Raw genomic sequence first — 13274 nt, forward strand, 5'->3', positions numbered from 1 at the left:
TACCATGGACAATGCCGTACTCCGCCTGCGCCAGCAGCGTCTTGAGCAGTCAACTAAACCGTTCCGCGCCCGTGGCTGCCGCGTCGTACGCTGCCAGCAGTGTTTGTTGCCCGCCACCAACTGTCTGTGCCACACCATTCAGGTGCAGCCATCCCGCAGCCGCTTCTGCCTGGTGATGTTTGATACCGAGCCGTTAAAGCCGAGCAATACCGGACGTCTTATCGCCGATATTCTCCCTGAGACGCAGGCGTTTCGCTGGTCACGCACCGATCCCGATCCCGAGTTGCTTGCTACTCTGCAAAACCCGGACGTTCAGCCGTATCTGGTTTTCCTTGCCGATGCCGCGGAAGAAGGACGCCAGGTGTTTCACCAGCTTCCCGCAACGGAAAAGCCCGCCCTGTTTGTCTTGCTTGATGGTACCTGGCCGGAAGCACGTAAAATGTTCCGCAAAAGCCCTTATCTGGACAATCTGCCGATCCTGTCGCTGAATGTAGAGGCACTGTCCCGCTATCAACTGCGTGAAGCCAGCAACGCAGGACAACACTGCACCGCCGAGATTGCTATCGCTCTGCTCGCTCAGGCAGGCGACACCGTTGCGGCTGACGCGCTATCGCAGCACTTTGACCGTTTCCGGCGACACTATCTGGCGGGGAAATCGCACCACAGCGTGCGGGAAAATTTACCCATCGTCACAGCACAACCGGCAGAAAGCGTTTAGTATCAAAGGGGATTGATGTGTAAGGAGTGACGCATGAGCCAGCGCGGATTGGAAGCACTGTTACGCCCTAAGTCTATTGCCGTTCTCGGCGCATCCGAAAAGCCGGGAAGAGCCGGTTTTCTGATGATGAAAAACTTGTTGGACGGCCATTTCAGCGGCCCCGTGCTGCCTGTTACACCGAAATATCGTGCCGTTTGCGGCGTACTGGCCTATCCGACTGTCGCCAGCCTGCCTATGACACCCGACCTTGCCGTGATTTGCACCAACGCCAGCCGTAATCTGACGCTGTTAGAGGAACTGGGACAGAAAGGCTGCAAGACCGTCATCATTCTCTCCGCACCGCCGACCCAGTTCAGCGAATTAAAAACCTGCGCGGTGCGCTATCACATGCGCCTGCTTGGTCCCAACAGCCTCGGGCTACTCGCCCCCTGGCAAGGCCTGAATGCCAGTTTCTCCCCAGTCCCGATTATGAAAGGCAAACTGGCATTTATTTCGCAGTCAGCCGCTGTGTCCAACACCATATTGGACTGGGCGCAACAGCGCGGTATTGGCTTTTCCTATTTCATCGCTCTGGGCGACAGCCTGGATATTGATGTCGACGATCTGCTAGATTTTCTGGCACGCGATGGCAAAACCAGCGCGATTCTGCTGCACCTGGAACACATCAGCGATGCCCGCCGCTTCCTTTCCGCCTCTCGGAGCGCCTCCCGAAATAAACCGATATTGGTGATCAAAAGCGGGCGCAGCCAGCAGGCACAGCAACTGCTGAATGACCAACGCCACGGTCTGGATGCCGCTTATGACGCAGCCATTCAACGTGCAGGTTTGCTGCGGGTACGGGATACGCATGAGCTGTTTTCCGCAGTGGAAACCTTAAGTCACCTGCGACCGCTACGCGGTGAACGCTTGATGTTGGTGAGCAACGGTGCGTCACCGGCCGCACAGGCGCTGGATCAGCTTCTCAGCCGACAAGGCAAACTGGCACAGCTCAGCGAGGCGCCCCGTCAAGCGCTACAGGAAGCATTGCCGCAGACCGTTACTATTGGTAATCCGCTCGATCTGCGTGATGATGCGACAGCCGCTCGCTATCAGGCAGCGATTTCGGTCCTACTGGACAGTGACGACGTCGATGCGCTCTTGATCATTCACGCGCCCAGCGCTGCCGCACCTGGCACCGATAGCGCTGCGCAATTGATTACGCTCTTCCAACAGCATCCGCGTGGGAAAAGAATTACGCTGCTGACCAACTGGTGCGGCGAATTCTCCTCGCAGGAAGCGCGGCGCTTGTTTAACGACGCCGGCATTCCGACCTATCGCACGCCAGAAGGCGCGGTAACGGCATTTATGCATATCGTCGAATACCGACGTAATCAGAAACAGTTAAAGGAAACCCCAGCGCTGCCGCTGGATTTAGGCATCAACGCCAGTCAGGCACATGCGCTAATTCATCAGGCACTGTCAGATGGCGTCACCCAGCTCGATACGCATGAAGTTCAGCCAATTCTGCAAGCCTATGGTTTAAATACCTTACCCACCTGGATTGCTGGCGACAGTGCAGAAGCCGTCCATATTGCCGAGCAGATTGGCTACCCGGTCGCGATTAAGCTGAGATCGCCAGATATTCCGCATAAATCGGAAGTACAGGGCGTTATGCTATACCTGCGAACCGCCAGAGAAGTCCAGCAGGCGGCAGATGCCATTCTTGACCGGGTGAAACATACCTATCCGCAGGCGCGTATTTACGGCCTGTTGGTGCAGAGCATGGCAAATCGTGCCGGGGCGCAGGAGCTCAGGATTGCCGTCGAACAAGATCCCGTTTTCGGCCCGCTGATTATGTTGGGTGAAGGCGGCGTTGAGTGGCAAGAAAAACAGGCCGCCGTCGCCCTGCCTCCGCTGAATATGACGCTGGCTCGCTATCTGGTGCTGCAAGCTGTGAAAGGCGGTAAGATTCGTGAATACAGCGCGTTGCGCCCGCTGGATATTCCCGCGCTCAGCCGTTTGCTGGTGCAGGTTTCCAACCTGATTCTCGACTGCCCTGAAATTTCCCGGCTAGATATTCATCCCCTGCTGGCGTCCGGGGATGCGTTTACGCTGCTGGATGTCACGCTGCATCTGACGCCGTTCAGTGGCGATCCCCAGTCAAGGCTGGCAATCCGCCCCTACCCACATGAATTGGAAGAAACGGTCATCCTCAAAAATGGTGAGCATTGCCTGTTCAGACCGATTTTGCCGGAAGACGAACCGCTGCTCAGCTCGTTCATCGCAAGGGTGACGAAAGAAGACCTGTATTACCGTTATTTCAGCGAAATTAATGAATTTACTCACGAAGACTTAGCCAATATGACGCAAATTGACTACGATCGTGAGATGGCATTCGTTGCCGTACGCCAGCTCGGTGGGGAAACAGAGATTATTGGCGTGACGCGCGCGATTTCCGATCCAGATAATACGGATGCGGAATTTGCCGTGCTAGTGCGATCCGATCTAAAAGGACTGGGCCTTGGCAGACGGTTGTTGGAAAAGCTGATTGATTACGCACGGGCGCACGGTCTCTCCCGCTTGACTGGCATCACCATGCCGCATAATCAAGGCATGATCCAGCTGTCCAAAAAGCTCGGTTTTCACATCGACGTACAATTAGAAGAGGGTATTGTGACGCTGGAATTGCCGCTGAAAGACTGATCGCACGACGTGACATGGCTCTTGCCGCGGGAATTGTTATCACAAAACAGGGTCACAACAGCCGGAAAGTAATGGTATTATCGCCCATTCGGCTACTCCTTAACTTTTGATAATGACCAGAAGGTCATATACCCTAGTGCAGCTCGAAGTATGGTGGGTATAAACTGATGAGAGAAGAAACGCACTGTGATGCTGTCAAATTTTAAACGCAATAAATACCAACAGCACCTTGCACAACTGCCCAGAATCCCTCAGAACGCAGATGATGTTCAGACGTTGCATTCGCCTGAGCTTTTCCGCACGACGCTGATTAACGCCATTTTGAGCGCTAAAAAGCGCGTCTATATCGTGGCGTTGTATCTTGAACGTGACGATGGCGGCATGGGGATTCTATCTGCAATTTATGAAGCCAAACGGCAGTGTCCGGAGCTGGATGTCCGTGTTTTGGTAGACTGGCATCGTGCTCAGCGTGGCAGGATCGGCGCAGCGGCAGAAAATACCAATGCCGATTGGTATTGCGACATGGCGAAAAAACATCCAGACACGCATTTCCCTATCTATGGTATTCCAGTCAACACGCGCGAAGCATTGGGCGTGCTGCACCTGAAAGGGTTCATTATCGATGACACGGTCATCTATAGCGGAGCCAGCCTGAATGATGTTTATCTGCATCAGCATCAGAAGTACCGCTATGATCGCTATCAGTTGATCCATAATCCGGTATTGGCTGATACGATGGTGCAATACATCCAGACAATGCTGTCGGCACCGGCAGTGCAGCGGTTGGATCATACCGATCGCCCGAAGAGTCTGGAAATCAAGAACGATATCAAGCAGTTTCGCCAAACGTTGCGTACCGCCAGCTATCAGGCACCGGAGCACAGCGCGGATGCGAACGAATTAACCGTCACGCCATTGGTCGGATTAGGAAAGCAAAGCCCGCTGAACAAGACCATACATCACCTGATGTATTGCGCCGATGAGCATCTGGTCATCTGTACCCCGTATTTCAACCTGCCAGCGCTGCTGGTCAGAAATATCATCCGATTATTGCGGGATGGCAAGAAAGTAGAAATTATTATTGGCGATAAGACCGCCAATGACTTCTATATCCCAGAAGACCAGCCTTTCAAAATCATTGGCGCATTACCCTATCTCTATGAGATCAACCTGCGCCGCTTCTTGAGTCGTCTGGAACGCTACATTGAGAACCAACAGCTTGTTGTGCGCCTATGGAAAGACGGCGACAACAGTTTCCACTTGAAAGGCATGTGGGTGGATGACAAATGGCAACTGCTGACGGGGAATAACCTTAACCCGCGCGCGTGGCGCCTGGATTTGGAAAACGCCATCCTGATTCACGATCCTCAGCAGGTGTTATTACAGCAACGTCTGGACGAGCTAGATAAAATCAGAACGCATACCCACATCGTAAAAAGCTATATGGAACTGGAAAGCATCACGCAATATCCGGTGAAAGTCCGTAAGCTAATACGACGCCTGCGCCGTATTCGTATCGATCGGCTCATCAGTCGCATTCTCTAAGACTCACGCTATACTTTGAACAACCTCGGCTTCCGAGGTTTTTTATTCTCTATGGAGAAGCGCTATGCGTTTACTGTGCGTTGCCGCAATGATTTGCTGTTCTGGATGCAGTCACATCGCGCAAGATCGCTGGACAGGTCAGGATAAAGCCCAACATTTTCTCGCCTCAGCCGCCATCAGCGCCGCCGGATATGAGTATGGTACTCATCAGCACTGGAGCTCAGATCGTAGCGGAGGGTTCGGCATTATGTTGTCAATCAGCCTCGGCATGGCAAAAGAGCTTTATGATAGCCGAGAAGGCGGAACCGGCTGGAGTTGGCAGGATCTTGTTTGGGATGTAGCCGGTGCCACCACCGGCTATGCGTTATGGCAATTATCTGAACACTAAAGTTTCATCCCTTTGCCTTTGCGATGCAGCGTTAGCGACACAATAAACGCAATCGCTCCCATTGCCGAGACATACCAGAAGAAAGCCGTTTCCATACCAAACGATTTCAGCGACAACGCAACATATTCAGCCGAGCCACCAAACAATGCATTAGCAACGGCATAAGATAAGCCTACACCTAACGCACGGACTTCGGGCGGGAACATTTCAGCTTTTAAAATGCCACTGATGGACGTATAGAAACTGACAATAATCAGTGAAAGCATCACCAGCGAGAAAGCAAGAACGGGGCTAGTCACATTTTGCAGCACCATCAGAATGGGAACCGTCAGCAGTGCAGCAAGCCCACCGAAGCAGAGCATTGAACTGCGGCGGCCAATCTTATCAGACACCGCACCAAAGAAAGGTTGTAGCAACATAAAGATAAACAACGCGAGAGTCATTAATCCGCTAGCGGTTTTCGCATCCATCCCTGCCGTATTCATCAGATACTTTTGCATGTAAGTGGTAAAAGTATAAAAAGCTAAGGAACCACCTGCCGTAAAACCTAACACGGTAATAAAGGCGCGACGATGTTTCCACAAACCCGCAAGCGAGCCCGCATCTTTATGCTCGCGGGTCGTTTTATCTGACGTTTCATTCAGAGAGCGGCGTAAATACAGCGCAACTATCGCTAGAATCGCGCCAAGAGCAAAAGGAATACGCCATCCCCACGCCCGTAAATCTTCATCACTTAGGAGCTGCTGCAATATCACAACCACTAACAATGCCAGCAATTGACCACCAATCAGCGTGACATATTGAAAAGAAGCATAAAATCCCTTTCTTCCTTCAACGGCCACTTCACTCATATACGTTGCGCTGGTGCCGTATTCCCCCCCGACAGAAAGCCCCTGAAACAAACGGGCTAATAGCAGCAAAAAGGGTGCCCAGGTACCAATGGTTTCATATCCCGGTAAACATGCAATCACCAGAGAGCCAAAACACATCATACAAACCGAAATTAGCATTGAATTTTTACGACCATGCTTGTCAGCAATGTAACCGAAAAGCCAACCACCGATCGGTCTCATTAAAAAGCCTGCTGCAAAAACCCCTGCTGTTTGTAGTAATTGAGTCGTGGTATTTCCCGAAGGGAAAAAGATATGGGCAAAATAGATTGAGCAAAAGGAATAAACATAAAAGTCAAACCACTCAACCAAATTACCCGATGAAGCGCCAACAATTGCTCGGATCCGCTGACGCGTATCTTTCGCATTATCCGTTAGATCAGTCATCTTATTTTATTCTCCTGTTTTCTCGGGCATAAAACTATGCCCGCTATAGTAAAGCAGCACTTAAACCTTGAGGCAAAAAGTTCCTGATTGTAATAATTTATTAATGTAACAACGAAACCTGAGCATTTAATCACTCTTAGCTGAAACATGGATAAATAAGAGGCACTAAGCAAGACGTTATTATGAGGTGGGTTAATAAAAAGATAAGCTCTGTTTATTTGGGGAAAGGAAAAATCTAGAATTCTGAAATATAAATAAACAAAAGGCCATCCTATTAAGGATGGCCTTTTGTTTTAATTGAAACCTGGCAGTTCCCTACTCTCACATGGGGAAGCCCCACACTACCATCGGCGCTACGGCGTTTCACTTCTGAGTTCGGCATGGGGTCAGGTGGGACCACCGCGCTATCGCCGCCAGGTAAATTCTTTTTTAAGCCGAACATTAACCCAAATAACTGGTGCTGATACCCAGAGTCGAACTGGGGACCTCACCCTTACCAAGGGTGCGCTCTACCAACTGAGCCATATCAGCGCACCTGTATAAATTGATGCCTGGCAGTTCCCTACTCTCACATGGGGAAGCCCCACACTACCATCGGCGCTACGGCGTTTCACTTCTGAGTTCGGCATGGGGTCAGGTGGGACCACCGCGCTATCGCCGCCAGGCAAATTCTGTTTCATTCCAACCGTTGTACTTCACTCACTTTCGTGTGTTTGTGTACAACCATCAGAACCAATCTTCGAACAAGCTAAATATCAAAACACTTCTCTATGAGTCATCTCACAAAACACCTTCGGTGTTGTAAGGTTAAGCCTCTCGGGTCATTAGTACTGGTTAGCTCAACGTATCGCTACGCTTACACACCCAGCCTATCTACGTCGTCGTCTTCAACGGCCCTTCAGGGGCATCAAGTGCCCAGGGAAGACTCATCTCGAGGCAAGTTTCCCGCTTAGATGCTTTCAGCGGTTATCTCTTCCGCACTTAGCTACCGGGCAATGCAATTGGCATCACAACCCGTACACCAGTGGTGCGTTCACTCCGGTCCTCTCGTACTAGGAGCAACCCCTCTCAATCTTCCAACGCCCACGGCAGATAGGGACCGAACTGTCTCACGACGTTCTAAACCCAGCTCGCGTACCACTTTAAATGGCGAACAGCCATACCCTTGGGACCTACTTCAGCCCCAGGATGTGATGAGCCGACATCGAGGTGCCAAACACCGCCGTCGATATGAACTCTTGGGCGGTATCAGCCTGTTATCCCCGGAGTACCTTTTATCCGTTGAGCGATGGCCCTTCCATTCAGAACCACCGGATCACTAAGACCTGCTTTCGCACCTGCTCGAGCTGTCACTCTCGCAGTCAAGCTAGCTTATGCCTTTGCACTAACCTCCTGATGTCCGACCAGGATTAGCTAACCTTCGTGCTCCTCCGTTACGCTTTGGGAGGAGACCGCCCCAGTCAAACTACCCACCAGACACTGTCCGCAACCCGGATTACGGGCCCACGTTAGAACATCAAACATTAAAGGGTGGTATTTCAAGGTCGGCTCCACGCAGACTGGCGTCCACGCTTCAAAGCCTCCCACCTATCCTACACATCAAGGCTCAAGGTTCAGTGTCAAGCTATAGTAAAGGTTCACGGGGTCTTTCCGTCTTGCCGCGGGTACACTGCATCTTCACAGCGAGTTCAATTTCACTGAGTCTCGGGTGGAGACAGCCTGGCCATCATTACGCCATTCGTGCAGGTCGGAACTTACCCGACAAGGAATTTCGCTACCTTAGGACCGTTATAGTTACGGCCGCCGTTTACCGGGGCTTCGATCAAGAGCTTCGCCTTGCGGCTGACCCCATCAATTAACCTTCCGGCACCGGGCAGGCGTCACACCGTATACGTCCACTTTCGTGTTTGCACAGTGCTGTGTTTTTATTAAACAGTTGCAGCCAGCTGGTATCTTCGACTGGTCTCAGCTCCATCCGCGAGGGACTTCACCTTACACCAGCGTGCCTTCTCCCGAAGTTACGGCACCATTTTGCCTAGTTCCTTCACCCGAGTTCTCTCAAGCGCCTGAGTATTCTCTACCTGACCACCTGTGTCGGTTTGGGGTACGATTCGGTGTTACCTGGAGCTTAGAGGCTTTTCCTGGAAGCGTAGCATCAGTTACTTCATCACCGTAGTGACTCGTCATCACGCCTCAGTGTTAATGATGACCCGGATTTACCAAAGTCACCCACCTTCACGCTTAAACCGGGACAACCGTCGCCCGGATAACCTAGCTTTCTCCGTCCCCCCTTCGCAGTAACACCCAGTACAGGAATATTAACCTGTTTCCCATCGACTACGCTTTTCAGCCTCGCCTTAGGGGTCGACTCACCCTGCCCCGATTAACGTTGGACAGGAACCCTTGGTCTTCCGGCGTGCGGGTTTTTCACCCGCATTATCGTTACTTATGTCAGCATTCGCACTTCTGATACCTCCAGCACCCCTCACAGGACACCTTCGCAGGCTTACAGAACGCTCCCCTACCCAACAACACCTGAGTGTCGCTGCCGCAGCTTCGGTGCATGGTTTAGCCCCGTTACATCTTCCGCGCAGGCCGACTCGACCAGTGAGCTATTACGCTTTCTTTAAATGATGGCTGCTTCTAAGCCAACATCCTGGCTGTCTGTGCCTTCCCACATCGTTTCCCACTTAACCATGACTTTGGGACCTTAGCTGGCGGTCTGGGTTGTTTCCCTCTTCACGACGAACGTTAGCACCCGCCGTGTGTCTCCCGTGATAACATTCTTCGGTATTCGTAGTTTGCATCGGGTTGGTAAGTCGGGATGACCCCCTAGCCGAAACAGTGCTCTACCCCCGAAGATGAATTCACGAGGCGCTACCTAAATAGCTTTCGGGGAGAACCAGCTATCTCCCGGTTTGATTGGCCTTTCACCCCCAGCCACAAGTCATCCGCTAATTTTTCAACATTAGTCGGTTCGGTCCTCCAGTTAGTGTTACCCAACCTTCAACCTGCCCATGGCTAGATCACCGGGTTTCGGGTCTATACCCTGCAACTTAACGCCCAGTTAAGACTCGGTTTCCCTGCGGCTCCCCTATTCGGTTAACCTTGCTACAGAATATAAGTCGCTGACCCATTATACAAAAGGTACGCAGTCACCTAACAAGTAGGCTCCCACTGCTTGTACGTACACGGTTTCAGGTTCTATTTCACTCCCCTCGCCGGGGTTCTTTTCGCCTTTCCCTCACGGTACTGGTTCACTATCGGTCAGTCAGGAGTATTTAGCCTTGGAGGATGGTCCCCCCATATTCAGACAGGATGTCACGTGTCCCGCCCTACTCATCGAACTCACAACTTGTGCATTTTTGTGTACGGGACTATCACCCTTTACTGTGCGACTTTCCAGACGCTTCCACTCACACACAAACTGATTCAGGTTCTGGGCTCCTCCCCGTTCGCTCGCCGCTACTGGGGGAATCTCGGTTGATTTCTTTTCCTCGGGGTACTGAGATGTTTCAGTTCCCCCGGTTCGCCTCATGACACTATGGATTCATGTCATGATAGTGTGTCGAAACACACTGGGTTTCCCCATTCGGGTATCGTCGGGTATAACGCTTCATATCAGCTTACCGACGCTTATCGCAGATTAGCACGCCCTTCATCGCCTCTGACTGCCTAGGCATCCACCGTGTACGCTTAGTCGCTTAACCTCACAACCCGAAGGTGTCTTGAAGACACATTCGCGCTGCGATTATTTGAGAGACTCATTGACAGACTGATTCATCACAACTCACCCGAAGGCAGTCATGCATGTTCAGCTGTCATGTTTCAATTTTCAGCTTGTTCCAGATTGTTAAAGAGCAATATCTTAAACCCTGACTATTGCTAATCAGTTTTAAGATATGAGGTAAGTAGTTGACTTACTGAAGACCCCCGCTTTCACCGGAATGGTCGGATGCGCTGGCGTCCCCTAGGGGATTCGAACCCCTGTTACCGCCGTGAAAGGGCGGTGTCCTAGGCCTCTAGACGAAGGGGACACGACACCGTACTTTGTTGACGCTTTTGCTCATTATTTTCATCAGACAATCTGTGTGAGCACTTCACTCAACGCACATCTTCTTGGTAAGGAGGTGATCCAACCGCAGGTTCCCCTACGGTTACCTTGTTACGACTTCACCCCAGTCATGAATCACAAAGTGGTAAGCGCCCTCCCGAAGGTTAAGCTACCTACTTCTTTTGCAACCCACTCCCATGGTGTGACGGGCGGTGTGTACAAGGCCCGGGAACGTATTCACCGTAGCATTCTGATCTACGATTACTAGCGATTCCGACTTCATGGAGTCGAGTTGCAGACTCCAATCCGGACTACGACGTACTTTATGAGGTCCGCTTGCTCTCGCGAGGTCGCTTCTCTTTGTATACGCCATTGTAGCACGTGTGTAGCCCTACTCGTAAGGGCCATGATGACTTGACGTCATCCCCACCTTCCTCCAGTTTATCACTGGCAGTCTCCTTTGAGTTCCCGGCCTAACCGCTGGCAACAAAGGATAAGGGTTGCGCTCGTTGCGGGACTTAACCCAACATTTCACAACACGAGCTGACGACAGCCATGCAGCACCTGTCTCACAGTTCCCGAAGGCACTAAGGTATCTCTACCGAATTCTGTGGATGTCAAGAGTAGGTAAGGTTCTTCGCGTTGCATCGAATTAAACCACATGCTCCACCGCTTGTGCGGGCCCCCGTCAATTCATTTGAGTTTTAACCTTGCGGCCGTACTCCCCAGGCGGTCGATTTAACGCGTTAGCTCCGGAAGCCACGCCTCAAGGGCACAACCTCCAAATCGACATCGTTTACAGCGTGGACTACCAGGGTATCTAATCCTGTTTGCTCCCCACGCTTTCGCACCTGAGCGTCAGTCTTTGTCCAGGGGGCCGCCTTCGCCACCGGTATTCCTCCAGATCTCTACGCATTTCACCGCTACACCTGGAATTCTACCCCCCTCTACAAGACTCTAGCTTGCCAGTTTCAAATGCAGTTCCCAAGTTAAGCTCGGGGATTTCACATCTGACTTAACAAACCGCCTGCGTGCGCTTTACGCCCAGTCATTCCGATTAACGCTTGCACCCTCCGTATTACCGCGGCTGCTGGCACGGAGTTAGCCGGTGCTTCTTCTGCGGGTAACGTCAATCGATGAGGTTATTAACCTCACCGCCTTCCTCCCCGCTGAAAGTGCTTTACAACCCGAAGGCCTTCTTCACACACGCGGCATGGCTGCATCAGGCTTGCGCCCATTGTGCAATATTCCCCACTGCTGCCTCCCGTAGGAGTCTGGACCGTGTCTCAGTTCCAGTGTGGCTGGTCATCCTCTCAGACCAGCTAGGGATCGTCGCCTAGGTGAGCCATTACCTCACCTACCAGCTAATCCCATCTGGGCACATCTGATGGCGCGAGGCCCGAAGGTCCCCCGCTTTGGTCCGAAGACGTTATGCGGTATTAGCTACCGTTTCCAGTAGTTATCCCCCTCCATCAGGCAGTTTCCCAGACATTACTCACCCGTCCGCCGCTCGTCACCCAAGGAGCAAGCTCCTCTGTGCTACCGCCCGACTTGCATGTGTTAGGCCTGCCGCCAGCGTTCAATCTGAGCCATGATCAAACTCTTCAATTTAAGATTTGTTTGATTTGCTGAACTCGTCAGCGATGCTCAAAGAATTAAAACTGTTTATTCGTAATGAATTTACTGTTGTTCACTCTTCAAGACTTTTTATATCGTTAAGATACGGTCTTGTGAGTGCCCACACAGATTGTCTGATTAAATTGTTAAAGAGCAGTGCGTTGCAGCCTTAACCGCTTCGCGAGGTGGCGTATATTACGCTTTTCACCTTTAGAGTCAACGCTTATTTTAAAGCGTTTTCTCTTTCTTTACCGACCCGGTTGTGTGTTCACAGCGCCGTGTCGATGGAGGCGCATTATAGGGAGCAGATTCAGAAGCGCAAGCAAATCTCGTAAACTTTTTTCTGTTTGCGCATCTTTCATTCGTTCCGCTGGTTAACTGCGCGTTTTTATCCATTTTGGCAGGTCTACGAGGCTTTCCAACACGCTATCAGCCAGTTCTTCGCCTTGTTCAGTAACAGGTTTGCCTGTGCGAACTAACAGTTTGGTTCCTACCCCTGCGCCAATGGCAGCCTGTATATCCTCTAATTTGTCACCCACCATATAAGACGCCGCCATATCAATGTGCAGATCGCGCTGTGCAGAAAGCAACATGCCAGGCTCAGGTTTACGGCAATCACAAGTCTGGCGATATTCATCTTCCCCTGCTTCAGGGTGATGCGGACAAAAATAGATGCCATCCAGATCAACACCACGATCTGCCAGCGACCAGTCCATCCACTCTGTCAGTTGCATAAACTGATCTTCTGTAAACTTGCCACGGGCGATGCCGGACTGATTCGTCACCACAACCAGCGCAAACCCCATATTTTTCAACTCACGCATGGCATCAATGACGCCATCAATAAATTGAAAATGGTCAATGTCATGAACATAACCGTGATCGACATTGATCGTGCCGTCACGATCAAGAAAAATTGCTGGAACGCTTTGTGCCACTGACTTTGCTCCTGAATGGCCTAAATTACGCGGTAGTATCGCATGTTTTCGCCCA

6 protein-coding genes, 2 tRNA genes and 4 rRNA genes are annotated in these 13274 nt (G+C 51.5%); 4 read left to right on the forward strand and 8 right to left on the reverse strand.

Features of this window, described 5'->3' with window-relative positions:
- The first annotated feature begins 4 nt into the window (after window positions 1-4).
- The 4 genes from O1Q74_RS15625 (at window position 5) to O1Q74_RS15640 (ending at window position 5333) form a co-directional block, all read left to right on the forward strand.
- Window positions 5-718, forward strand: a complete 714-nt coding sequence (locus tag O1Q74_RS15625; RefSeq protein ID WP_271878956.1) for a tRNA-uridine aminocarboxypropyltransferase — start codon at window positions 5-7, stop codon at window positions 716-718.
- A gap of 33 nt (window positions 719-751) precedes the next feature.
- A complete protein-coding gene (locus O1Q74_RS15630; protein WP_271874554.1) occupies window positions 752-3400 on the forward strand; it encodes a bifunctional acetate--CoA ligase family protein/GNAT family N-acetyltransferase in 2649 nt (882 codons plus the stop codon).
- A gap of 189 nt (window positions 3401-3589) precedes the next feature.
- The gene (gene pssA / locus O1Q74_RS15635; protein WP_271878958.1) at window positions 3590-4945 is read left to right on the forward strand and encodes a CDP-diacylglycerol--serine O-phosphatidyltransferase; all 1356 of its coding nucleotides are present in this window, start codon (window positions 3590-3592) and stop codon (window positions 4943-4945) included.
- 64 nt (window positions 4946-5009) lie between these two features.
- On the forward strand, window positions 5010-5333 hold the full coding sequence (locus O1Q74_RS15640; RefSeq protein WP_271874555.1) for a YfiM family lipoprotein: 324 nt from the start codon (window positions 5010-5012) through the stop codon (window positions 5331-5333).
- On the opposite strand, the gene O1Q74_RS15645 is transcribed toward O1Q74_RS15640, so the two are convergent.
- The 8 genes from O1Q74_RS15645 to gmhB all read right to left on the reverse strand — a co-directional run bounded on the left by O1Q74_RS15645 (window position 5330) and on the right by gmhB (window position 13219).
- A complete protein-coding gene (locus O1Q74_RS15645; protein WP_271874556.1) occupies window positions 5330-6610 on the reverse strand; it encodes an MFS transporter in 1281 nt (426 codons plus the stop codon). The two genes, O1Q74_RS15640 and O1Q74_RS15645, sit on opposite strands and share 4 nt — an antisense overlap.
- Window positions 6611-6912: 302 nt before the next feature.
- Window positions 6913-7028: ribosomal RNA gene (gene rrf, locus O1Q74_RS15650) — 5S ribosomal RNA — on the reverse strand.
- A gap of 37 nt (window positions 7029-7065) precedes the next feature.
- Window positions 7066-7141 (reverse strand) — tRNA-Thr (locus O1Q74_RS15655).
- Between the two features lie 18 nt (window positions 7142-7159).
- Window positions 7160-7275, reverse strand: a 5S ribosomal RNA gene (gene rrf, locus O1Q74_RS15660).
- Window positions 7276-7413: 138 nt separating this feature from the next.
- Window positions 7414-10320, reverse strand: a 23S ribosomal RNA gene (locus O1Q74_RS15665).
- 251 nt (window positions 10321-10571) lie between these two features.
- A tRNA-Glu gene (locus tag O1Q74_RS15670) sits at window positions 10572-10647 on the reverse strand.
- 86 nt (window positions 10648-10733) lie between these two features.
- Window positions 10734-12275: ribosomal RNA gene (locus O1Q74_RS15675) — 16S ribosomal RNA — on the reverse strand.
- Together the 16S, 23S and 5S rRNA genes with 2 tRNA genes alongside form the textbook arrangement of a ribosomal RNA operon.
- A gap of 380 nt (window positions 12276-12655) precedes the next feature.
- Window positions 12656-13219, reverse strand: coding sequence for a D-glycero-beta-D-manno-heptose 1,7-bisphosphate 7-phosphatase (gmhB, locus tag O1Q74_RS15680; protein ID WP_271874557.1), 564 nt, complete (start codon window positions 13217-13219; stop codon window positions 12656-12658).
- Window positions 13220-13274 lie beyond the last annotated feature (55 nt).

The sequence above is a fragment of the Pectobacterium sp. A5351 genome (genome assembly GCF_028335745.1).
Lineage (GTDB): Bacteria > Pseudomonadota > Gammaproteobacteria > Enterobacterales > Enterobacteriaceae > Pectobacterium.

What these genes read in the sequence shown, in the direction of transcription:
- pssA (WP_271878958.1), top strand. Translation starts at nt 3,590, where the DNA reads ATGCTGTCAAATTTTAAACGCAATAAATACCAACAGCACCTTGCACAA.
- O1Q74_RS15630 (WP_271874554.1), top strand. Translation starts at nt 752, where the DNA reads ATGAGCCAGCGCGGATTGGAAGCACTGTTACGCCCTAAGTCTATTGCC.
- O1Q74_RS15645 (WP_271874556.1), bottom strand. Translation starts at nt 6,610, where the DNA reads ATGACTGATCTAACGGATAATGCGAAAGATACGCGTCAGCGGATCCGA.
- O1Q74_RS15625 (WP_271878956.1), top strand. Translation starts at nt 5, where the DNA reads ATGGACAATGCCGTACTCCGCCTGCGCCAGCAGCGTCTTGAGCAGTCA.
- O1Q74_RS15640 (WP_271874555.1), top strand. Translation starts at nt 5,010, where the DNA reads ATGCGTTTACTGTGCGTTGCCGCAATGATTTGCTGTTCTGGATGCAGT.